This is a genomic window from Sphingopyxis sp. P1IMeth2 (assembly GCF_900185685.1).
Lineage (GTDB): Bacteria > Pseudomonadota > Alphaproteobacteria > Sphingomonadales > Sphingomonadaceae > Sphingopyxis > Sphingopyxis terrae_A.
Window position 1 is genome coordinate 771,776 of sequence record NZ_FYAT01000001.1, and the last position, 20,972, is coordinate 792,747.

The 20,972-nt window shown below is 63.1% G+C and carries 32 protein-coding genes; 3 read left to right on the forward strand and 29 right to left on the reverse strand.

Features of this window, described 5'->3' with window-relative positions:
• Window positions 1-34: 34 nt before the first annotated feature.
• The 27 genes from secY to rpsL form a co-directional block, all read right to left on the reverse strand.
• The gene (gene secY / locus P1IM2_RS03600; protein ID WP_003042263.1) at window positions 35-1,408 is read right to left on the reverse strand and encodes a preprotein translocase subunit SecY; all 1,374 of its coding nucleotides are present in this window, start codon (window positions 1,406-1,408) and stop codon (window positions 35-37) included.
• 237 nt (window positions 1,409-1,645) lie between these two features.
• Complete coding sequence (gene rplO / locus P1IM2_RS03605) at window positions 1,646-2,128, reverse strand: 50S ribosomal protein L15 (protein ID WP_186401459.1); 483 nt, start codon at window positions 2,126-2,128, stop codon at window positions 1,646-1,648.
• Window positions 2,129-2,169: 41 nt separating this feature from the next.
• Window positions 2,170-2,376 carry a DUF1737 domain-containing protein gene (locus P1IM2_RS03610; RefSeq protein ID WP_062901384.1) on the reverse strand — a complete coding sequence of 69 codons (207 nt, stop codon included), beginning with the start codon at window positions 2,374-2,376 and terminating at the stop codon, window positions 2,170-2,172.
• A 1-nt stretch (window position 2,377) separates the two neighbouring features.
• Window positions 2,378-2,563, reverse strand: coding sequence for a 50S ribosomal protein L30 (gene rpmD / locus P1IM2_RS03615; RefSeq protein ID WP_003042255.1), 186 nt, complete (start codon window positions 2,561-2,563; stop codon window positions 2,378-2,380).
• A gap of 4 nt (window positions 2,564-2,567) precedes the next feature.
• Entirely contained in the window at window positions 2,568-3,281 is a 714-nt protein-coding gene (gene rpsE / locus P1IM2_RS03620) for a 30S ribosomal protein S5 (protein ID WP_003042253.1), read from the reverse strand.
• Window positions 3,282-3,283: 2 nt separating this feature from the next.
• Window positions 3,284-3,637, reverse strand: a complete 354-nt coding sequence (gene rplR / locus P1IM2_RS03625) for a 50S ribosomal protein L18 (protein ID WP_003042250.1) — start codon at window positions 3,635-3,637, stop codon at window positions 3,284-3,286.
• A 3-nt stretch (window positions 3,638-3,640) separates the two neighbouring features.
• Window positions 3,641-4,174, reverse strand: a complete 534-nt coding sequence (gene rplF, locus P1IM2_RS03630; protein ID WP_062901385.1) for a 50S ribosomal protein L6 — start codon at window positions 4,172-4,174, stop codon at window positions 3,641-3,643.
• Window positions 4,174-4,578 (reverse strand): 30S ribosomal protein S8, encoded by a 405-nt coding sequence (gene rpsH, locus P1IM2_RS03635; protein WP_003042244.1) that lies wholly within the window; start codon window positions 4,576-4,578, stop codon window positions 4,174-4,176. The genes rplF and rpsH overlap by 1 nt, the downstream gene beginning before the upstream one ends.
• 12 nt (window positions 4,579-4,590) lie before the next feature.
• Window positions 4,591-4,896, reverse strand: a complete 306-nt coding sequence (gene rpsN / locus P1IM2_RS03640; protein ID WP_062901386.1) for a 30S ribosomal protein S14 — start codon at window positions 4,894-4,896, stop codon at window positions 4,591-4,593.
• Between the two features lie 54 nt (window positions 4,897-4,950).
• Window positions 4,951-5,529 carry a 50S ribosomal protein L5 gene (gene rplE, locus P1IM2_RS03645; RefSeq protein WP_003042239.1) on the reverse strand — a complete coding sequence of 193 codons (579 nt, stop codon included), beginning with the start codon at window positions 5,527-5,529 and terminating at the stop codon, window positions 4,951-4,953.
• Entirely contained in the window at window positions 5,522-5,842 is a 321-nt protein-coding gene (gene rplX, locus P1IM2_RS03650) for a 50S ribosomal protein L24 (protein ID WP_040589516.1), read from the reverse strand. The genes rplE and rplX overlap by 8 nt, the downstream gene beginning before the upstream one ends.
• A 2-nt stretch (window positions 5,843-5,844) precedes the next feature.
• Window positions 5,845-6,213, reverse strand: a complete 369-nt coding sequence (rplN, locus tag P1IM2_RS03655) for a 50S ribosomal protein L14 (RefSeq protein WP_003042233.1) — start codon at window positions 6,211-6,213, stop codon at window positions 5,845-5,847.
• A 68-nt stretch (window positions 6,214-6,281) separates the two neighbouring features.
• Window positions 6,282-6,548, reverse strand: coding sequence for a 30S ribosomal protein S17 (gene rpsQ / locus P1IM2_RS03660; protein WP_003042229.1), 267 nt, complete (start codon window positions 6,546-6,548; stop codon window positions 6,282-6,284).
• Between the two features lie 10 nt (window positions 6,549-6,558).
• Entirely contained in the window at window positions 6,559-6,762 is a 204-nt protein-coding gene (gene rpmC, locus P1IM2_RS03665) for a 50S ribosomal protein L29 (RefSeq protein ID WP_003042226.1), read from the reverse strand.
• 5 nt (window positions 6,763-6,767) lie between these two features.
• Window positions 6,768-7,199, reverse strand: a complete 432-nt coding sequence (gene rplP / locus P1IM2_RS03670) for a 50S ribosomal protein L16 (RefSeq protein WP_003042223.1) — start codon at window positions 7,197-7,199, stop codon at window positions 6,768-6,770.
• An 11-nt stretch (window positions 7,200-7,210) separates the two neighbouring features.
• On the reverse strand, window positions 7,211-7,918 hold the full coding sequence (rpsC, locus tag P1IM2_RS03675; protein ID WP_003042222.1) for a 30S ribosomal protein S3: 708 nt from the start codon (window positions 7,916-7,918) through the stop codon (window positions 7,211-7,213).
• Between the two features lies 1 nt (window position 7,919).
• Window positions 7,920-8,300 carry a 50S ribosomal protein L22 gene (rplV, locus tag P1IM2_RS03680; RefSeq protein WP_003042218.1) on the reverse strand — a complete coding sequence of 127 codons (381 nt, stop codon included), beginning with the start codon at window positions 8,298-8,300 and terminating at the stop codon, window positions 7,920-7,922.
• Entirely contained in the window at window positions 8,300-8,575 is a 276-nt protein-coding gene (rpsS, locus tag P1IM2_RS03685; RefSeq protein ID WP_003042215.1) for a 30S ribosomal protein S19, read from the reverse strand. Before rpsS ends, rplV begins: the two co-directional genes overlap by 1 nt.
• Before the next feature lie 3 nt (window positions 8,576-8,578).
• On the reverse strand, window positions 8,579-9,415 hold the full coding sequence (rplB, locus tag P1IM2_RS03690) for a 50S ribosomal protein L2 (protein WP_003042210.1): 837 nt from the start codon (window positions 9,413-9,415) through the stop codon (window positions 8,579-8,581).
• Window positions 9,416-9,437: 22 nt separating this feature from the next.
• Window positions 9,438-9,746 carry a 50S ribosomal protein L23 gene (locus tag P1IM2_RS03695; RefSeq protein ID WP_003042207.1) on the reverse strand — a complete coding sequence of 103 codons (309 nt, stop codon included), beginning with the start codon at window positions 9,744-9,746 and terminating at the stop codon, window positions 9,438-9,440.
• Entirely contained in the window at window positions 9,739-10,365 is a 627-nt protein-coding gene (gene rplD / locus P1IM2_RS03700; RefSeq protein ID WP_062901387.1) for a 50S ribosomal protein L4, read from the reverse strand. Before rplD ends, P1IM2_RS03695 begins: the two co-directional genes overlap by 8 nt.
• Before the next feature lie 2 nt (window positions 10,366-10,367).
• Complete coding sequence (gene rplC, locus P1IM2_RS03705) at window positions 10,368-11,126, reverse strand: 50S ribosomal protein L3 (RefSeq protein WP_040589724.1); 759 nt, start codon at window positions 11,124-11,126, stop codon at window positions 10,368-10,370.
• 303 nt (window positions 11,127-11,429) lie between these two features.
• The gene (rpsJ, locus tag P1IM2_RS03710; protein ID WP_003042199.1) at window positions 11,430-11,741 is read right to left on the reverse strand and encodes a 30S ribosomal protein S10; all 312 of its coding nucleotides are present in this window, start codon (window positions 11,739-11,741) and stop codon (window positions 11,430-11,432) included.
• 147 nt (window positions 11,742-11,888) lie between these two features.
• Window positions 11,889-13,079 carry an elongation factor Tu gene (gene tuf, locus P1IM2_RS03715; protein WP_062901388.1) on the reverse strand — a complete coding sequence of 397 codons (1,191 nt, stop codon included), beginning with the start codon at window positions 13,077-13,079 and terminating at the stop codon, window positions 11,889-11,891.
• Window positions 13,080-13,232: 153 nt separating this feature from the next.
• Window positions 13,233-15,326: an elongation factor G gene (gene fusA / locus P1IM2_RS03720; protein ID WP_003042194.1), complete on the reverse strand. Its 2,094-nt coding sequence runs from the start codon at window positions 15,324-15,326 to the stop codon at window positions 13,233-13,235.
• A 96-nt stretch (window positions 15,327-15,422) separates the two neighbouring features.
• Entirely contained in the window at window positions 15,423-15,893 is a 471-nt protein-coding gene (gene rpsG, locus P1IM2_RS03725) for a 30S ribosomal protein S7 (RefSeq protein WP_003042192.1), read from the reverse strand.
• A 73-nt stretch (window positions 15,894-15,966) separates the two neighbouring features.
• A complete protein-coding gene (gene rpsL, locus P1IM2_RS03730) occupies window positions 15,967-16,338 on the reverse strand; it encodes a 30S ribosomal protein S12 (RefSeq protein WP_003042180.1) in 372 nt (123 codons plus the stop codon).
• Window positions 16,339-16,627: 289 nt separating this feature from the next.
• Between rpsL and P1IM2_RS03735 the strand changes: the two genes are divergently transcribed.
• The gene (locus P1IM2_RS03735; RefSeq protein WP_062901389.1) at window positions 16,628-17,125 is read left to right on the forward strand and encodes a DNA-deoxyinosine glycosylase; all 498 of its coding nucleotides are present in this window, start codon (window positions 16,628-16,630) and stop codon (window positions 17,123-17,125) included.
• Window positions 17,126-17,222: 97 nt separating this feature from the next.
• Here P1IM2_RS03735 and P1IM2_RS03740 read toward each other — a convergent pair whose 3' ends face one another.
• Window positions 17,223-18,524 (reverse strand): metal-dependent hydrolase family protein, encoded by a 1,302-nt coding sequence (locus P1IM2_RS03740; RefSeq protein WP_062901390.1) that lies wholly within the window; start codon window positions 18,522-18,524, stop codon window positions 17,223-17,225.
• A 115-nt stretch (window positions 18,525-18,639) separates the two neighbouring features.
• Between P1IM2_RS03740 and P1IM2_RS03745 the strand changes: the two genes are divergently transcribed.
• Both P1IM2_RS03745 and dapD read left to right on the forward strand, forming a co-directional pair.
• Window positions 18,640-19,314, forward strand: coding sequence for a pyrimidine 5'-nucleotidase (locus tag P1IM2_RS03745; RefSeq protein WP_062903065.1), 675 nt, complete (start codon window positions 18,640-18,642; stop codon window positions 19,312-19,314).
• 14 nt (window positions 19,315-19,328) lie between these two features.
• A complete protein-coding gene (gene dapD / locus P1IM2_RS03750; RefSeq protein WP_186401460.1) occupies window positions 19,329-20,171 on the forward strand; it encodes a 2,3,4,5-tetrahydropyridine-2,6-dicarboxylate N-succinyltransferase in 843 nt (280 codons plus the stop codon).
• 53 nt (window positions 20,172-20,224) lie between these two features.
• Here the strand turns inward: dapD and gpmA are convergent, their stop codons facing one another.
• A complete protein-coding gene (gene gpmA / locus P1IM2_RS03755) occupies window positions 20,225-20,911 on the reverse strand; it encodes a 2,3-diphosphoglycerate-dependent phosphoglycerate mutase (protein WP_062903066.1) in 687 nt (228 codons plus the stop codon).
• Window positions 20,912-20,972: the final 61 nt, after the last annotated feature.

Here is a 20,972-nt window from a genome sequence, read left to right on the forward strand (position 1 = left end):
GCCTACCCTGTCAGGATTTCGCCTAGCGACCGCGTCAGCGGCGCGCAATGCCGCCCTTCAATTTGGCCTTCTTGATCAGATCGCCATATTGGTGCGCGAGCATGTGGCTCTGGATCTGGCTGATCGTATCGATGGTGACATTGACGATGATCAGCAGGCTGGTGCCGCCAAGCTGGAACGGCAGGCCCGATCCGGCGATGAAATATTCCGGAATGAGGCAGATGAGCGCAAGATAGCCGGCGCCGATAACGGTGATGCGGGTCAGCACGAAATCGAGATAGGCGGCGGTATTCTTGCCCGGGCGGATGCCGGGGATGAAACCGTTCTGGCGCTTCAGATTGTCGGCGGTTTCCTCGGGGTTGAAGACGACCGCGACGTAGAAGAAGCAGAAGAAGATGATGCCCGCCGCATAGAGCGCCATATAGAGCGGCTGGCCGTGCGCGAGATACTGGTTGATCGTGATGAGGAAATCGCCCCAGGCGGTGTCGCCCTTCACATTATTGCCCAGCATCTGCGTGACGGTCAGCGGCATCAGCAGCAGCGACGAGGCGAAGATCGGCGGAATCACGCCTGCAGTATTGACCTTCAGCGGCAGGTGGCTGCGCTCGGCCTGCATCACGCCGCGCTGCGTCGCGCGCTTCGGATATTGCACCAGCACGCGGCGCTGTGCGCGTTCCATGAAGCTGATGAAGGCGATGATGATGATCGCGCCGCCGATGACTGCGACGATCGTGCCGCCGCCCATCGATCCTTCACGAACCTGCGTGAACATCTGGGCAAAGCTGCGCGGAAGCTGGGCGAGAATGCCCGCCATGATGATCAGCGAGACGCCGTTGCCGATCCCGCGGCTGGTGATCTGTTCGCCAAGCCACATCAGGAACAGCGTACCGCCGACGATGCTGATGACTGCGCCGACGCGGAACATCATGCCTGGGTCAACGACCGCGGCGATGCCCTGGCTCTGCCCTAGCGTTTCCAGGCCGACGGCAATGAAATAGCCCTGGATCGCGGTGAGCAGCACGGTGCCGTAGCGCGTATATTGGTTGAGCTTCTTGCGGCCGCTTTCGCCCTCTTTCTTGAGCGCGGCGAGGCTCGGGGCCAGCGCCGCGGCGAGCTGCACGACAATCGACGCCGTGATATAGGGCATGACGCCGAGCGCGATGATGCTCATGCGCTCCAGGCTGCCGCCCGAGAAGGTGTTGAAGATGTCGAGGATGCCGCCCGACGCCGCCTGGCTGTAAAGGCGCGACAGCGCCACGGGGTCGACCCCGGGCAGCGGCACGAACGACAGGAAGCGGAAGACGATCAGCGCACCGATCGTGAACCAGATGCGGTTCTTGAGTTCGGTCGCCTTGCCGAACTTCGAAAAATTGATGCTGGAAGCAAGCTGGTCGGCGCGAGAGGCCATGGGTAGTTTCCTCGAGGATATTCCGGACCGCGCCCCCGGCGACCCCGCGCCTATGTGCGTTCGGCGGTTACGAAGCGCAAGGGGAAAGGCCCATTTTTGATGGGGCGTTCATTCGCCCCATCGATCCGCTCGCATCTGGCGGGGCCGGAATGCCTCTCGAACCTGCGCTATCGAACGGGAATAGAGATCGTCACAAAGACGAAGGGCGATCCCTTTCGGAACCGCCCCTTGTCCGAATTAATCGGCCTTCGCTTCGGCCGCCGGCAGGTCAACCTTGCCGCCCGCCTTTTCGACCGCCTCGATCGCGCCCTTCGACGCGCCGGCAACGGCGAAGTTGAGCTTCGCGGTCAGTTCGCCCTTGGCGAGGAGGCGGACGCCGTCCTTGCCGCCGCGGGCCACACCGGCCGCCTTCAGCGCCGCATGGTCGACAGTCGCCTTGGGGTCGAGCTTCTTGGCATCGACCAGCTTCTGCACCTGGCCCAGGTTCACGATCGCGAAATCCTTGCCAAAGATGTTGTTGAAGCCGCGCTTCGGGATGCGCATGTGGAGCGGCATCTGGCCGCCTTCGAAGCCGTTGATCGCGACACCGCTGCGGGCCTTCTGGCCCTTCTGGCCGCGGCCGGCGGTCTTGCCCTTGCCCGAACCGATGCCGCGTCCGACGCGCATACGGCCCTTGCGGGCGCCATTGTTGTCACGAAGATCGTTAAGCTTGATAGTCATTGCACTCGCTTTCGCTTTTGTCGCGCTTTGAACCCGGTGTTTCAGTCGGGTTCGATTTCACTCGACGGTTGGAAGCCGGGATAAGGCCCGGCCTTTTCCATCACGATCGCCTGCGCCACATAGCCGCGGCCATCGACGCAGGTGATCGACGGACTTCCGTGAAGTTGCCACCCCCGGTTGAGCAGCCCTTCGACACGCGCGCAGAAAGCGGCGTCGTCGGGACCGGTCAACAGGCGATAGAGCTTCACCTTAGCCCTCGATTACTTCCACCATGTGCGGAAGCTTGCGGATCATGCCGCGCACTTCCGGGGTGTCGACCAGTTCGACTTCGCGGTTCATCTTGCCCAGGCCGAGGCCGGTCAGGATCTTGCGCTGGTCCTTGGGACGACGGATCGGCGAACCGATCTGGCGGATCTTGATCTTCTTGTCGGCCATTGTCTTACTCCGTCACCGCCGCGGCTTCAGCCTCGGCTGCACGATCGGACACGCCGCCGCGCTTGATCAGGTCCGAAACCTTCTTGCCGCGACGCTGCGCAACCGACTTCGGGCTGGTCTGTTCGCCGAGCGCCTGGAAGGTCGCGCGGATCATGTTGTAGGGGTTCGACGTGCCGACCGACTTGGTCACCACATCGGCAACACCGAGCGATTCGAACACGGCACGCATCGGGCCACCGGCGATGATGCCGGTACCGGCAGGCGCCGAACGCACGGTGACGTTGCCGGCGCCGAAATGGCCGCGACCGTCATGGTGCAGCGTGCGGCCGTCGCGCAGCGGAACGCGAATCATCGCCTTCTTCGCAGCGGCGGTCGCCTTCGAAATGGCTTCGGGCACTTCGCGCGCCTTGCCATGACCGAAACCGGCGCGGCCCTTGCCATCACCGACGACGACGAGCGCGGCGAAACCGAAGCGCTTGCCGCCCTTCACGGTCTTCGAGACGCGGTTGATGTGAACGAGCTTTTCAATCAGCTCTTCGCCACCGTCCTCGTCGCGCGGACGCCGATCGTCGCGGCGACCACGGCCACCGTCGCGACCGCCACGTCCGCCATCACGACCGCCGCGACCACGGCGACCCGTGACTTCGGCGTTGGTGGTTTCAGGCGCCAGGATCGCCTCGGGCTGGTTGCCCTGACCCGTGGTGTTTTCGTCAGCCATAATCAGAACTCCAATCCGCCTTCGCGCGCCGCGTCGGCCAGCGCCTTGATGCGCCCGTGGAACAGGAAGCCGCCGCGGTCGAACACGACCTGCGTCACGCCCGCCTTCTTGGCGGCGTCGGCAAGGCGCTTGCCGACTTCGGCAGCAGCCGAAGCCGTCGCGCCGGTCTTGCCGCGCAGATCCTTGTCGAGCGTCGAAGCCGCAGCCAGCGTCTTGCCGGCGGCGTCATCGATGAGCTGCGCATAGATGTGGCGGCCCGAGCGGTGCACCGAAAGGCGCGGACGCCCGGCAGCACGCAGACGGAGTGCGGTACGAACGCGCTGGCGGCGTTTTTCGAAAGGGGTAAGATGTGCCATGGCTTACTTCTTCTTGCCTTCTTTGCGGAAGATGTACTCGCCGCGATACTTGATACCCTTGCCCTTATAGGGTTCGGGCTTGCGCCAGCGACGGATTTCCGCCGCGACCTGGCCGACCTGCTGCTTGTCGATGCCGCTGATCTCGATCGTCGTGTTATCCGGCGTCTTGATCTCGATGCCTTCCGGCACCGCGAAATCGACATCGTGGCTGTAGCCGAGCTGCAGCTTCAGATTCTTGCCCTGCGCGTTGGCGCGGTAGCCGACACCCGTGATTTCGAGCACCTTGGTGAAACCTTCGGTCACGCCCGTGATCAGGTTCTGCACCAGCGTGCGCTGCATGCCCCAGAAAGCGCGCGCTTCGCGGCTTTCGTTCGCGGGCTGCACCGAGATGGCGCCTTCGCCGACTTCATATTTAATGTTGTCGGACAGCGGCATCGCCAGCGTGCCCTTGGGGCCCTTGACCGACAGCTGGCCGCCGTCGATCGCAGCGGTAACGCCGCTGGGGATCTCCACTGCCTTTTTACCGATGCGCGACATTAGAACACCTCCGCCAGCACTTCGCCGCCGACATTATGCTCGCGTGCTTCGGCGTCCGAAAGGACACCGCGCGGGGTCGACACGATGGTGATGCCCAGGCCGTTGCGAACCACCGGCAGTTCTTTCGAACCCGAATAGACGCGGCGGCCCGGCTTCGAGACGCGTGCCACGTGGCGGATCGCCGGCTGGCCTTCGAAATATTTGAGCTCGATGCGGATGCCCTTGTGCTGGCCCTTGGTGCCGAGCACTTCTTCGCTGTAGCCACGGATGTAGCCTTCGCGCTTGAGCACGTCGAGAACGCGGACACGCAGCGTCGAAGCCGGCGTCAGGACGCTGTCCTTCTTCGCCTGCTGGCCGTTGCGGATGCGGGTGAGCATATCACCCAAAGGATCGGTCATTGCCATGTTGCGTGTTCCTTACCAGCTCGACTTCACAACGCCGGGGATCAGGCCCTTGTTGGCCAGATCGCGGAGCTGAATACGGCACAGCCGGAATTTGCGATAATAAGCGCGCGGACGGCCCGTCAGTTCGCACCGGTTACGGATACGGGTCGGGTTACCGTTGCGCGGAATTTCCGCCATCTTGAGGCGCGCGATCAGACGCTCGCCGTCGTCGAGCGTGGTGTCGGCCGCAATAGCCTTCAGTTTCGCATAGCGGCCGGCATATTTCTTCACCAGCTTCTTGCGACGCTCATTCTTGTTCACCGAACTCAGTTTCGCCATGACTTAAGTTCTCTTTCCTTGTTCCTGTCCGGCCCGAGGATCCCCAGCGGGGACTCAGGCGGCTTCCTTGGCCTGGGCTTCGATCGGGAAGGGGAAGCCGAACAGCTTGAGCAGTTCGCGGGCTTCCTCGTCCGTACGTGCCGACGTGGTCACGATCACATCCATGCCGCGCACTTGATCGATGCGGTCATAGTTGATCTCGGGGAAGATGATCTGTTCCTTCAGGCCGAGAGCATAGTTGCCCCGACCGTCGAAGCTCTTCGGCGACACGCCGCGGAAGTCGCGGATGCGCGGCATCGCGATGGTGATCAGGCGGTCGAGGAATTCATACATCCGCTCGCGACGCAGCGTCACCTTGCAGCCGATCGGCATGCCTTCACGCAGCTTGAAGCCGGCAATCGACTTCTTCGCCTTGGTGATAACGGGCTTCTGGCCCGCGATCAGTTCCATTTCCGAAGCGGCCGTTTCGACCTTCTTCTTGTCCTGGACCGCATCGCCCACACCCATGTTGAGCGTGATCTTCTCGATCTTCGGAACTTCCATCGCATTCTTGTAACCGAATTTTTCGGTCATCGCCTTGACGATCTGGTCGTCATAGAGCTTGCGCATGCGCGGGGTGTAGTTGTCAGCCATTGATCGTCTCCCCGGACTTCACGGCCACGCGGACCTTCTTGCCGTCCTTGGTTTCAAAGCGGACGCGCGTCGGCTTGCCGGTCTTGGGATCGGCAACCGCGACCTTGCTGACGTGCAGCGGCGCTTCCTTGCGCTCGAGGCCGCCCTGCGGATCCTGCTGGTTCGGCTTCTTGTGACGAGTGATGATGTTGACGCCCGCGACGACGACCTTGCCGTCCTTCGGCAGGCTCTGCGTCACTTCGCCGGTCTTGCCCTTGTCCTTGCCGGACAGGACGACGACGGTGTCACCCTTCTTGATCTTGGCCATACCCATGGTCAAAGCACCTCCGGCGCCAGGCTGATGATCTTCATATAGCCCTTGCCGCGCAGTTCGCGGACGACGGGGCCGAAGATACGGGTGCCGATCGGCTCTTCATTCTTGTTGACGAGCACGGCGGCGTTGCTGTCGAAACGGATCACCGAGCCGTCGGCACGACGAACGTCCTTCGCGGTGCGAACGATGACGGCACGATGCACGTCGCCCTTCTTCACCTTGCCGCGCGGCTGGGCTTCCTTGATCGAGACGACGATAAGGTCGCCCACGCCGGCCGTGCGACGCTTCGAGCCGCCCAGCACCTTGATGCACTGGACGCGCTTCGCGCCGCTGTTGTCGGCGACTTCCAGTTGTGACTGCATCTGGATCATCGATGCATTTCCTTCTTCCTTGGCCTACCGGGCCATCCCGGCGGTTCCGTGAAACTTGCGTGAAGCCCTCAGGCTTCGGCCGCTTTCGGCTTGGTGGAGGTTTCGACCTTTTCGAGAACCTTCCACGTCTTCAGCTTCGAAATCGGCTTCGTTTCCTCGATGCGGACGGTTTCGCCAGCCTTGATGGCGTTGTCCTCATCATGGGCGTGATACTTCTTCGAACGCCGGATGATCTTGCCGTAGAGCGGGTGCTTAACCTTACGCTCCACCTTCACCACGACGGTCTTGTCGCCCTTGTCGGACACTACCGTGCCGGTCAGAATGCGCTTCGGCATGACAGTCTCCTTACTTCGCCGCCGCGCGAACGCGCGCGGTTTGTTCGGTCTTGATGCGGGCGATCGTGCGCCGCACTTCCTTGACCCGCGAAGCCTTTTCGAGCTGGCCCGTGGCGGCCTGGAAACGGAGGTTGAATGCCTCGCGCTTCAGTTCGCCAAGCTGTTCGGCGAGCTGGTCGTCGGTCTTCTTGGTCACATCTTCGGTCTTGGCCATGGCCCTCAACCCTCCAGGTGCGAGGTGTCGCCGAGGCGGGCGACGACCTTCGTCTTGATCGGCAGCTTCATCGCCGCACGCTCGAACGCCAGCGCGGCTACGGGGCCAGGAACGCCGTCGAGTTCGAACAGGATGCGGCCGGGCTTGACGCGAGCGGCCCAATATTCGGGCGCGCCCTTGCCCTTACCCATACGGACTTCGGCGGGCTTCGACGACACGGGAAGGTCTGGAAACACGCGGATCCAGAGGCGGCCCTGACGCTTGATCGCACGGCTGATCGCACGGCGGGCCGCTTCGATCTGGCGCGCGGTGATGCGCTCGGGTTCCATCGCCTTCAGGCCGTAGGAGCCGAAGTTCAGGCTGGTGCCACCCTTGGCATTGCCATGAATGCGGCCCTTGAAGGCCTTGCGGAACTTGGTTTTCTTCGGTTGCAACATGTCAGCGTTCCTTAACGGCGTTCATCGCGCGCCGGGCGAACGCCCGACGTCTGCGCGTCGAGCATCAGCCGGTCGGTCGCCATCGGGTCGTGGCCCAGAATCTCGCCCTTGAAGATCCAGACCTTCATGCCGCACACGCCATAGGCGGTGTGGGCTTCGGCCTCGGCATAATCGACGTTCGCACGCAGCGTGTGCAGCGGAACGCGGCCTTCGCGATACCATTCGGTGCGGGCGATTTCCGCGCCGCCGAGACGACCCGCACAGTTGATGCGGATGCCTTCGGCGCCCAGACGCATCGCCGACTGAACCGCGCGCTTCATCGCACGGCGGAAGGCAACGCGGCGTTCGAGCTGGTCGGCAATGCCCTGCGCGACGAGCTTGGCATCGACTTCCGGCTTGCGGATTTCGACGATGTTCAGGCTCACGTCGCTGCCGGTCATTTCACCGAGCGCCTTGCGCAGCTTTTCGATGTCCGCGCCCTTCTTGCCGATGATGACACCGGGACGGGCGGCATAGATCGACACGCGGCACAGCTTCGCCGGACGTTCGATGACGACCTTCGAAATCGCGGCCTGCGGCAGGGTCTTGAACACATATTTGCGGATCTTCAGATCCTCGATAAGCATGCGTCCATAATCCTGGCCTTCCGCGAACCAGCGGCTGTCCCAGGTGCGGTTGACCTGCAGGCGCAGGCCGATCGGATTGCTCTTCTGGCCCATCTTACGCCTCTTCTTCCTGTTCGCGCACGACGATGCGGATGCGGCTGAACGGCTTTTCGATCCGGGTCGATTTGCCGCGACCGCGCGCATGCCAGCGCTTCATCGTGAACGACTTGCCGACGCTCGCTTCCTTGACGACGAGTGCATCGACATCGAGGTTGTGATTATTTTCCGCGTTGGCGACGGCGCTGGCGAGAACCTTGCGCACGTCGACAGCCATCGCCTTCTTCGAGAAAGCGAGGACGTTCATCGCGTCTTCGACCTTGCGGCCGCGGATCAGCGCGGCAACGAGGTTCAGCTTCTGCGCCGAACCGCGAATCTGCGTGCCGACCGACAGCGCCTCATTGTCCGCAACGCGGCGAGGGGATTTTTCCTTGCCCATTAGCGTTTGCCCTTCTTGTCGGCCGCGTGACCGGGGAAGAAGCGCGTCGGCGCAAATTCACCCAGCTTCATGCCGACCATGTCTTCATTGACCGACACCGGCACGAACTTGCGGCCGTTGTAGACGTTGAAGGTCAGCCCGACGAACTGCGGCAGGATGGTGGAGCGACGCGACCAGGTCTTGATCGGGGCAGAGCTGCCGCCGTCCTGAGCCGCTTCGGCTTTCTTGAGGAGATGAAGGTCGACGAACGGACCCTTCCAGACCGAGCGTGCCATGGCTTACCTCTTCTTCTTCGCGTGACGCGACCGGATGATCATCTTGTCGGTCGACTTGTTGTGGCGGGTACGGGCGCCCTTGGTCGGCTTGCCCCACGGGGTGACCGGGTGACGGCCGCCCGAGGTGCGGCCTTCACCACCGCCGTGCGGGTGGTCGACCGGGTTCTTGGCGACGCCGCGCGTCAGCGGACGCTTGCCGAGCCAGCGGCTGCGGCCGGCCTTGCCCAGGTTGGTGTTCTGGTTGTCGGGGTTCGACACCGCACCGACCGTGCCCATGCACTCGCCGCGAATGTAGCGCTGTTCGCCCGAACCGAGACGCACGATGACAAGACCGCGGTCACGACCGACGACCTGCGCATAAGTGCCGGCCGAACGGGCGATCTGGCCGCCCTTGCCCGGCTTCATCTCGATATTGTGGACGATCGTGCCGACCGGCATCTGCGACAATTCCATCGCATTGCCGGGCTTCACGTCGGTCTTCTTGTCTGCGACGACAGTATCGCCGACCGCCAGGCGCTGCGGCGCCAGGATATAGGCGAGATCACCGTCCTCATATTTGATGAGCGCGATGAACGCCGTGCGGTTCGGGTCATATTCGAGCCGTTCGACGGTCGCCGGAACGCCCCACTTGCGACGCTTGAAGTCGATGAAGCGATATTTTTGCTTGTGACCGCCGGCGATGCCGCGCGAGGTCACATGGCCCTTGTTGTTGCGGCCACCGGTCTTGCGCTTGCCTTCGGTCAGCGCCTTGACGGGCTTGCCTTTCCACAGCGACGATTTGTCGACGAGGATCAGGCCACGCTGTCCAGGGCTGGTCGGATTATAGGATTTGAGTGCCATTTTCTCTGCCTTCCCCTATCCGTCAGACGCCGGTGGTGACGTCGATCGACTGGCCTTCGGCCAGGCGAACGATCGCCTTCTTCACGTCGCTGCGGGTGTAGGGCTTGCCCTTCCAGCGCTTGGTCTTGCCCTTGGTGACCAGCGTGTTCACGCTGAGCACCTTGACATCGAACAGCGCCTCGACGGCGGCCTTGATCGCCGGCTTCGTTGCGTCGTTGGCGACGCGGAAGACGACTGCGTCGTTTTCGCTGAGCAGCGTCGACTTTTCGGTGATCACTGGCGACAGGATCACGTCATAGTGACGCGCATCGATGGTCTTTGCCTTAGCCATTGCAGCGGGCCTCCAGCTTTTCGACCGCCGCGCGGGTCAGGACCAGCGTGTCGGCGCGAAGGATGTCATAGACGTTGGCACCGATCGCCGGCAGCGAATCGACGCCGACGATGTTGGCCGAAGCCTGGGCGAAGCTGTCATGGACCGCATCGCCGTCGATGAAGAGCGCACGGCGACCGAGGTCGAGCTTGCCGAGCTTGCCGGCCAGCGCCTTGGTCTTGGCTTCCTTGAGCTCGAGCGTGTCGATGACAACGAGCTTGCCGCCCTTTGCCTTGTCGCTCAGCGCCATCTTGAGACCAAGGGTGCGGATCTTCTTGTTCAGCGAGTGGCCGAAAGTGCGGGCCCGGGGACCGTGCGCCTTACCACCGCCGATGAAGATCGGCGCCTTGCGATCGCCGTGACGGGCGGTACCGCCGCCCTTCTGGCGACCGAACTTCTTGCCGGTGCGGGCAACGTCGCTGCGCTCACGGGCAGCGCGGGCGGGGCCGCGACGCTTTTCGAGCTGCCAGGCGACGACGCGGTGGAGGATGTCCGCCCGCGCGTCGACGCCGAAGACGTCGTCGTTAAGATCGATGTCGGCGCCAGCCTTGCCATCGAGGGTCTGTACCTTGACCTTCATGATCAGGACTCCTGTGCGCCGTCGGCCGCGGTCGTTTCGACCTCTGCTTCCGCAGGGGTTTCAGCCGGGGCATTGTTGCTGTTCGCCGCGCTCTTGACCGCCGCCGGATAGGGGGCTTCGGGGTGGCGCGGCAGCTTCATCGCATCGCGAACCAGCAGCCAGCCGCCCTTCGAGCCAGGGACCGAACCCTTGACGAAGAGAAGACCGCGCTCGGCGTCGGTGCGGACGATTTCGAGATTCTGCTGGGTGCGATTGCGCGCGCCCATGTGGCCAGCCATCTTCTTGTTCTTGAAGACGCGGCCCGGATCCTGACGGTTACCGGTCGAACCATGAGCACGGTGGCTGATGGAAACACCGTGGGTGGCGCGCATACCGCCGAAACCCCAGCGCTTCATCGCACCGGCAAAGCCCTTACCCTGGGTGACACCCTGGATATCGACCATCTGGCCGGCGACGAAATGGTCGGCCGACAGTTCGGCGCCGACGTCAAGCGTCGCGTCGTCAGCGACGCGGAATTCGACGAGCTTCGCCTTGGGCTCAACCTCGGCCTTGCCATAGGCCCCGCGCTGCGGCTTGGCGACATTCTTCGCCTTTGCCGAGCCGGCACCGAGCTGGACGGCCACATAGCCGTCGCGTTCCTTTTCGCGAACCGAGACGACCTGGCAGCCTTCGAGGCTCAGAACGGTGACGGGCACATGGCGGCCATCGTCCTGAAACAGGCGGGTCATCCCCATTTTTTTCGCGATCACGCCAGTGCGCATGATCATTCACTCCTAACAGAGGCCGGGCAGAACCATTTCCGCACGGCATGTGGACCCCACCGAACCTGCGCTCGATGACGGTCCTCCCAGCCCGAAATTTCGATGCATCGCCCCGTCCGGGCTGAGGTGCCGCTTTCCCGTGGGATCAGCGGCAAGACGGGGGACGCAGCCCGGATAAATCCGGCGGTATCCTCCGAAACCTGAATGTGTCCCTGCGAAAGCAGGAACCCAGGGCGGTTTCAGTGCGGCCTATCGGCCGCTTCTACCCTGGGCTCCGGATCAAGTCCGGAGCACGCTGGCTATTTAGGCCAACTTGATTTCGACGTTCACGCCCGCGGCGAGGTCGAGCTTCATCAGCGCATCGACCGTCTGCGGGGTGGGCTGAACGATGTCGAGCAGCCGCTTGTGGGTACGCACCTCGAACTGCTCGCGCGACTTCTTGTCGACATGCGGACCGCGGTTCACGGTGAATTTTTCAATGCGCGTCGGCAGCGGGATGGGACCGCGAATGAGGGCGCCCGTACGACGTGCCGTATCGGCGATGTCGGTGGTGGCCTGATCGAGCACGCGGTGATCAAAGGCCTTCAGGCGAATGCGAATATTCTGCGTTTCCATGACTATTCCAGTCGAATCCCGTCTGACGATGCGAAAGAGCCGAAATGGCCCGTCCCAACCCCCGCATGGAGGCCGGAAAGGCCATCAAAAATCTCAAAAGCTACGAGCCGCCCGAATCACCCGATTCGAGCGGCTCGAGGCCCTATATTACTTAATGATCGAGGCCACAACCCCTGCGCCGACCGTGCGGCCACCTTCGCGGATCGCGAAGCGCAGGCCCTGGTCCATGGCGATCGGAGCGATGAGCTTGACCGTCAGCTGGACGTTGTCGCCCGGCATGACCATTTCCGTGCCTTCCGGCAGGATGACTTCGCCGGTGACGTCAGTGGTACGGAAGTAGAACTGCGGACGATAGTTCGCGAAGAACGGCGTGTGACGGCCGCCTTCGTCCTTCGACAGGACGTACACTTCCGAGCTGAACTCGGTGTGCGGCGTGATCGAGCCGGGCTTCGCCAGAACCTGGCCACGCTCGACTTCTTCACGGCCGACGCCGCGGATCAGCGCACCGATGTTGTCGCCAGCCTGGCCCTGATCGAGCAGCTTGCGGAACATTTCGACGCCGGTGACGGTCGTCTTCTTGGTGTCCTTGATGCCGACGATTTCGACTTCTTCACCAACCTTGACGATACCGGTTTCGACGCGACCGGTGACAACCGTACCACGACCCGAAATCGAGAACACGTCTTCGATCGGCATCAGGAAGGGCTTGTCGAGCGGGCGTTCCGGCTGCGGGATCCAGCTGTCGACGGCTTCCATCAGCTTCAGGATAGCTTCCTTGCCGATGTTGTCGTCGCGGCTTTCGAGGGCGGCCAGAGCCGAACCCGCGATGATCGGAATATTGTCGCCGTCGAAATCGCGCTTCGAAAGTTCTTCGCGGATTTCGAGCTCGACGAGTTCGAGCAGTTCGGGATCGTCGAGCTGGTCAACCTTGTTCAGGAAGACGACCATGGTCGGAACGCCGACCTGCTTCGCGAGCAGGATGTGCTCCTTGGTCTGCGGCATCGGGCCGTCAGCAGCCGAAACCACCAGGATCGCGCCGTCCATCTGCGCCGCGCCGGTGATCATGTTCTTCACATAGTCGGCGTGACCCGGGCAGTCGACGTGCGCATAGTGGCGTTCCTTGGTTTCATATTCGACGTGCGCGGTCGAAATGGTGATGCCGCGTTCGCGCTCTTCGGGCGCCTTGTCGATGTTTTCGAAGTCGACCTTCTGCGACAGACCTTCTTCGGCGAGCACCTTGGTGATCGCGGCGGTCAGCGAGGTCTTGCCATGGTCGACGTGACCGATGGTGCCGATGTTGCAGTGCGGCTTCGTCCGCTCAAATTTAGCCTTAGCCATGTTTCTTGAACCTTCTTGTTCGCGTGTTGAGTTGATCAGTCCTGGACGAGCCTGCTGAATCAGGCGCCGCCCTTAGTAGGTCTTGCTGCGCGGTGCAAGCCCGCGCTTGTCCGGGTCCGCCGTGCGAGGCAAGCCCCGCACGGCCAAACCGGATCAGGCCATCTTCGCCTTCACCTCGTCCGCGACGTTGTTCGGCACTTCTTCATAGTGCGAGAACTGCATCGTGTACTGGGCCCGGCCCTGGGTGAAAGAACGCAGCTGGTTGACGTAGCCGAACATATTGGCGAGCGGCACGATGGCTTCAACCACCTGGGCGTTGCCGCGGCTGTCCGTACCCTGGATCTGGCCACGACGGCTGTTGAGGTCGCCGATCACGTCGCCCATGAATTCTTCAGGGGTAACAACTTCGACCTTCATCACCGGTTCGAGCAGCTTGATGCCGGCCTTTGCCGCCACTTCGCGCATCGCCGCACGGCCCGCGATTTCGAACGCCAGCGCCGACGAGTCGACATCGTGGTACGCACCGTCGATCAGCTTGATGTCGAAGTCGATGATCGGGAAGCCGATCATGTGACCGTTTTCAGCCGATTCGCGGAAACCCTTTTCGACCGCCGGGATATATTCGCGCGGAATGTTGCCGCCCTTGATCTCGTCGGTGAAGGTGACGCCGCTGCCGCGCTCGCCCGGGGTGACCTGGACCTTGACGCGACCGAACTGACCCGAACCACCCGACTGCTTCTTGTGGGTGTAGTCAACTTCGACCGGCTTCGCGAGGCTTTCGCGATACGCCACCTGCGGCGCACCGACATTTGCTTCGACCTTGAATTCGCGCTTCATGCGATCGACGAGAATGTCGAGGTGAAGCTCGCCCATGCCCTTGATGATCGTCTGGCCCGATTCATGGTCGGTCGAGACGCGGAACGAGGGATCCTCGGCTGCCAGGCGGTTGAGGGCAACGCCCATCTTTTCCTGGTCGGCCTTGGTCTTGGGTTCGACCGACAGCTCGATGACCGGCTCGGGGAATTCCATCCGTTCGAGGATGATCGGCGCATTGCTCGCGCAGATCGTGTCGCCCGTCGTGGTTTCCTTGAGGCCGGCGAGCGCGACGATGTCGCCCGCATAGGCTTCTTCGATGTCCTCACGCGAGTTGGCGTGCATGAGGAGCATACGGCCGATCTTTTCCTTCTTGTCCTTCACCGAGTTCAGATAGGTGCCCTTCGAGAGCGTACCCGAATAGATGCGCGCGAAGGTGAGCGAACCGACGAAGGGGTCGTTCATGATCTTGAACGCGAGCATCGACAGCGGTGCGCTGTCCGACGTCGGACGCGAATCGGCTTCCTCGGTGTCGGGGTTGATGCCCTGGACGTCGGGGATGTCGAGCGGCGAAGGCAGATAATCGACAACCGCGTCGAGCAGCGTCTGGACGCCCTTGTTCTTGAACGCCGAGCCGCACAGGACCGGAACGAACGCCTGGCCGAGCGTGCCCTTGCGGATCAGCGCTTTCAGCGTCGCCACGTCGGGCAGCGTGCCTTCGAGATAGGCTTCCATCGCATCGTCGTCCTGTTCGACGGCGAGTTCGACGAGCTTTTCGCGATATTCGGCAGCCTTGTCGGCGAGGTCGGCCGGGATGTCTTCGTAGAAGAATTCGGCGCCCAGGCTTTCATCCTTCCAGATGATCGCGCGTTCGTTGACGAGGTCGACGAGGCCCTTGAAGTCCGATTCCGCCCCGATGGGGAGGTACAGGACGGCCGGCACCGCACCCAGACGATCGATGATCGTCTGAACGCAGTAATAGAAATTGGCGCCGGTGCGGTCGAGCTTGTTGATGAAGCACATCCGCGGAACCTTGTACTTGTCCGCCTGGCGCCACACGGTTTCCGACTGCGGTTCGACACCCGCAACGCCGTCGAACGCGGCGACGGCGCCGTCGAGGACGCGCAAGCTGCGTTCGACTTCGATGGTGAAGTCAACGTGGCCGGGGGTGTCGATGATGTTCAGGCGGTGTTCCGGACCCTGACCTTCATCGGCCTTCCACAGGCAGGTGGTGGCAGCCGACGTGATCGTGATGCCGCGTTCCTGTTCCTGTTCCATCCAGTCCATCGTGGCAGCGCCGTCGTGGACTTCGCCGATCTTGTAGGACTTGCCGGTGTAATAGAGAATGCGCTCGGTCGTCGTGGTCTTGCCGGCGTCGATGTGCGCCATGATACCGAAATTGCGATAGCGTTCGAGCGGATGGCTGCGTGCCATGATCTTTTCCTCGGTTTTTGGGGGAAGCCTTTGGAGCCGCCCCCGATATAGGAAGTTTTGTTGCGATTGCGAGACGCCGGGGGGCGCCCTCGCAAATTACCAGCGGTAGTGGCTGAAGGCGCGGTTAGCTTCGGCCATGCGGTGCGTGTCTTCGCGCTTCTTGACCGCGTTGCCGCGATTGTTCGACGCATCGAGCAGTTCGCCCGACAGGCGCGCGGCCATCGTGGTTTCGCTGCGGTTGCGCGCCGCGGTGATCAGCCAGCGGATCGCGAGCGCCTGCGCGCGGTCCGGACGGACTTCGACCGGAACCTGATAGGTCGCACCGCCGACGCGGCGGCTGCGGACTTCGATATTCGGACGGATATTGGCGAGCGCCTCATGGAACACGCCGAGCGGCTCCTTCTTGGCGCGGGCTTCGACCGCTTCGAGTGCGCCATAGACGATGCTTTCGGCGACCGACTTCTTACCGTCGAGCATGACACTGTTCATGAACTTCGACAGCACGACATCCCCGAAACGGGGATCGGGCAGGATTTCGCGGCGTTCAGGACGACGACGACGAGCCATAGGTAATTCCTTTTACAACAGCATCCCGGCGCAACGCGCCCGCGGGATGATCAAATAGCCGAAAAAGCCGTCCTTACTTCGGACGCTTCGCACCGTATTTCGAACGGCTCTGCTTGCGGTCTTTCACACCCTGGGTGTCCAGAACGCCGCGCAGGACGTGGTAACGGACACCGGGAAGGTCGCGCACACGGCCGCCGCGGATCAGCACGACGCTGTGTTCCTGGAGGTTGTGGCCTTCGCCGGGGATGTAGGAAATGACTTCGCGCTGGTTGGTCAGGCGGACCTTCGCAACCTTGCGGAGCGCCGAGTTCGGCTTTTTCGGGGTCGTCGTATAGACACGGGTGCAAACGCCGCGCTTCTGCGGGTTTGCTTCCATCGCCGGGACCTTGGACTTCACTTTCTGCGGAGTCCGGCCCTTGCGGACCAGCTGGTTGATCGTGGGCATGAATGCTTCACCTTCAAGTGTCCGCCCATCGGAGCGAACGGTTACTCTACCGCGGTGGATGAAGCTCCGGGGCATCGAAATGCCCCGACCTGATAACAGCAAAAGACCCCGGCGGACACATTCGTCCTCCGGAGGCTCCATCCGCGCCAGCAATGTTCAAGCGCTGTTGTGAACGAGTTTGGCGAGAAGTCCGCCGCTTTCGATCGGGGGCGCCCCTAGCGGTGATTCCCTTTGCGGTCAAGCGTCAAGCGGCTTGCGCCGCGGATTTCCGGCCGGTAGCGCCCCGTAAATGCCTCCGGTCCGCCACGCCAGCTTCGCACCGCACGTCGCGCCCGACACGCGCCTGCTGATTCTCGGCAGCCTGCCCGGCGCGCGTTCCCTCGCCGAGCGGCGCTATTATGCGCATCCAACGAACCAGTTCTGGCGGCTGGTAGGCGCCGCGATCGACCGGCCGCTCGCCGTCCTGACCTATGACGAGCGGCTGGGCGCGCTCGCGGATGCGAAGATCGGGCTATGGGACGTGATCCGTTCGGCCGAGCGGCTTACGAGCAGCGATTCGCTGATCCGCGAGGCCGAGGCGCACGACCTTGGCGCCCTGATCGCGGCACTGCCCGATCTGCGCATGATCGCCTTCAACGGCAACAAGGCCGCAGCGATCGGGCGAAGGCAAGTGCCCGTGCTTGAGGGCGTCGCGCTCGTCGATCTGCCATCAAGCAGCGCGGCGAATACGGTGGGCTATGCGGCGAAGCTGGAGCGGTGGCTGCGGTTGCGCGCGGCGTTGGCATAATAGAGCGCGTCATTGCGAACGAAGCGGCTCAATCCGGAGCTGGTCGATGCAGCACTGGATTGCCGCGTCGCTTCGCTCCTCGCGATGATGCTGCGGGTCAATCAACCACTGCCCCCCGCGCCATCACGAAGTCGACCTTTTTCAGCACCGTCACATCGGCAACCGGGTCACTCGCCACCGCGATGATGTCCGCGCTCTTGCCCGGCGCGATCGTGCCGATTTCGTCCGACAGGCCCAGCAGATCCGCGGCGTTGACCGTCGCAGCCTTCAGCGCTTCAACGGGCGTCATGCCGTGCTGGACCATCAGTTCGAATTCGTCGGCGTTGCGGCCATGCTTGGACACGCCCGCGTCGGTGCCGAAGGCGATACGCACGCCGCGCGGGACGAGTTGCTCGAGGCTTTTGCCGGTGATCGAGATGCGCCAGCGAATCTTGGCGAGCACATCGGGTTCATAGGCATTGGCGTTCGCCGCCAGCCGCTCCTTGTAGCCGTTCACGGTCGACAGGGTCGGAACATAATAAGCCTTCGACTTCGTCCAGGCGGCGATCGTCGCTTCGTCGAGGATCGTGCCGTGCTCGATCGAATCGGCGCCGGCGTCGAGCGCCAGGCGGATGCCGTCGGCACCGTGCGCATGGACCGCGACCTTTTTGCCGAACATATGCGCGGTAGCGACGATCGCCTTGGCTTCGTCGTCGAACATCTGCTTGCCCAGCCCTGCACCGATGCGGCTGTTGACGCCGCCCGTCGAGGCGAATTTGATCACGTCGGCGCCGCGCCCGACCTGAAGCCGGACGGCACGGCGGCAATCGTCGGCACCGTTGCAAGTGTTCCCCGCTCCCTGGAAATAGGGGCGCAGTTCGTCCCGATAGCCGAGCGATCCGTCCATATGTCCGGCGCTACCCGAAATCGCGTTGCCCGCATCGACGATGCGCGGCCCCTGCACCTTCCCCGCCAGGATCGCGTCGCGCAGCGCCAGCGTGGCCCCGTCACCATCGCCCAGATTGCGCACCGTGGTGAAGCCCGCACGCAGGGTCTTCAGGCCGTTTACCTCGGCATTGAAGGCCTGAGCCGCAGGGCTGAGCGTCACTTCCTCGAGCTGGCCCGCCAGACCGCCAGCATCGCTGGTCAGGTGGACGTGGCTGTCGATCAGGCCGGGCAGGACATATTTGTCCTTGAGATCGATCAGCACCGCGCCGGCATCGGCCGGCTGGTAGCCGTCGAGAATCGCAACGACCTTGCCATTTTCGACGATGATCGTCGTCGCGCCGCGCACCGGCTTGCCGGGCTCCGCCATCAATTTGCCGGCGTGGATCACCGTGCGCGTCGGCGCCTGCGCCGCAACCGGCGCCGAAAGCAGCGCGCCTGCCAGCGCGAGCGGAAGAAGCATCGTCGATTTCATAAGTCTGTCCCCTGCTGCCCAGTGGCAGCCTGCTTAGCGGGGTAACATGGGAACTGCAAAGTGTGCCACGGCTACCTTGCCGTCGCGGGCGGCGCGTCCTATGGCGCGCGGCGTCATGACGGTACCGATCGATCATATCGACTGCTGGATCTTCGATCTCGACAACACGCTCTACCATCCGTCGGCGCGGCTGTTCGACCTGATCGACGCGCGCATGGGCGCTTTCATCATGCGTCTGATGGACGTCGATGCCGTCGAAGCTCGGCGTGTACAAAAGCAGTATTTCCACGATCACGGCACGACGATGGCGGGGCTGATGCGCCACCACGGCGTCGATCCCGAAGATTTCCTAGTCGACGTCCACGATATTCCTCTCGACCGGCTGGCGCCCGATGCGCGGCTGCGCGCCGGACTCGAGCGCCTGCCCGGCCGCCGTCTGATCTTCACCAACGCCGATGCCGATTATGCGGCGCGCGTGCTCGACGCGCGGGGCATCGCCGATCTGTTCGACGGCATCTGCGATATTCGCTCGACGCGCTATACGCCGAAGCCCGACGCCGAAGCTTATCGCATGATGATCGGCCATCTCGGAATCGATCCGGCGAAGAGCCTGTTCGTCGAGGATATGGCGCGCAATCTGACCCCCGCCAAGGCGCTGGGAATGACGACCGTATGGCTGGACAATGGCAGCGAAAGCGGCCATCGCGACCACCTGCCGGACCATGTCGATTTTCATGTGAACGACATCGCCGACTGGCTTGATGCGCTTCCGGAACATTTTGGGCCGTAACCTTGGGGAATTTCATGAGCACCGACCTGCAATCGACGATCGAAGCCGCCTGGGATGCACGCGAGACGCTCGGTCTGACGACGACCGGCGCGGTGCGCGACGCGGTCGAGGCGGCACTCGCGGGCCTCGATGACGGCAGCTTCCGCGTTGCCGAGCGCGATGCCGGCGGAACGTGGCAGGTCAATCAGTGGCTCAAGAAGGCGGTGCTGCTCTCCTTCCGCCTCAACGACATGGAGATTATCGAGGGCGGCGCCGGCGGCGCGACTTGGTGGGACAAGGTTCCGTCGAAATTCGCCGGCTGGGGCGAGAACCGCTTCCGCGATGCGGGCTTCCGCGCCGTTCCCGGATCGATCGTCCGCCGCGGCGCCTTCATCAGCAAGGGCGCCGTGCTGATGCCGAGCTTCGTCAACATCGGCGCCTATGTCGGCGAGGGATCGATGGTCGATGCCTGGGCCACCGTCGGCAGCTGCGCGCAGATCGGCGCGAACGTCCACCTGTCGGGCGGCGCGGGGATCGGCGGCGTGCTCGAACCGCTGCAGGCCGGACCCGTGGTGATCGAGGACGGCGCCTTCATCGGCGCGCGCGCCGAAGTGGCCGAGGGCGTGATCGTGCGCGAGGGTGCGGTACTGTCGATGGGCGTCTATCTCGGCGCATCGACCAAGATTATCGACCGCGCGACCGGTGAGGTCTTCATCGGCGAGGTTCCGGCTTATTCGGTCGTTGTCCCGGGTTCGCTTCCGGGCAAGCCGCTTCCCGACGGAACGCCGGGGCCGTCGCTCTACTGCGCCGTCATCGTCAAGCGCGTCGATTCGCAGACGCGCGCGAAGACGGGCATCAACGAACTGCTGCGCGACTGATCGCTTCCCGGATAATCGTCATTGCGAGCAAAGCGAAGCAATGACGGGGTGGCTCACCGCTCGCTGAGATAATAGCGCTCGCGCGCCGTCAGATCGTCGTCCAGATCATAGACGATCGGCTGGCCAGTGGGGATTTCGAGGCCGGTGATGTCAGCGTCGGAAATGCCCGACAAATGCTTCACCAGCGCACGTAGGCTGTTGCCGTGCGCCGAGATCAGCACCGTCTTGCCGTCCCGCAGCTGCGGCGCAATCGCGCTGTCATAATAGGGAAGAACGCGCGCGATGGTGTCTTTCAGGCTTTCGGTCGCCGGGATCGCGATGCCCGCATAGCGCGGATCGCCCGACAGATCGTAAGGCGAGCCGGCCTCAAGCGGCGGCGGCGGGGTGTCGAAGCTGCGGCGCCAGATCTTCACCTGATCCTCGCCATGCCTGGCCGCGGTCTCCGCCTTGTCGAGGCCGGTGAGCCCGCCATAATGGCGTTCGTTGAGGTGCCAATCCTTCGTCACCGGCAGCCAGAGCCGCCCCATCGCCTCGAGCGCGAGGTTGAGCGTCTTGATCGCGCGCGTCTGGACCGAGGTGAAGCAGGTGTCGGGTGCTATACCCTTTTCCTTCATCAGTTCGCCCGCCGCCCACGCCTCTGCCGCGCCTTTTTCGGTGACATCGACGTCCCACCAGCCGGTGAAGCGGTTCTCCAGATTCCACTGCGACTGGCCGTGACGGATGAGGATGAGCTGCGGCATGATCTGTCCTTTCGACAAAGGGCGCGCCCGCGCGGGCGATTCGGGGGCGCCATAGCGCGGC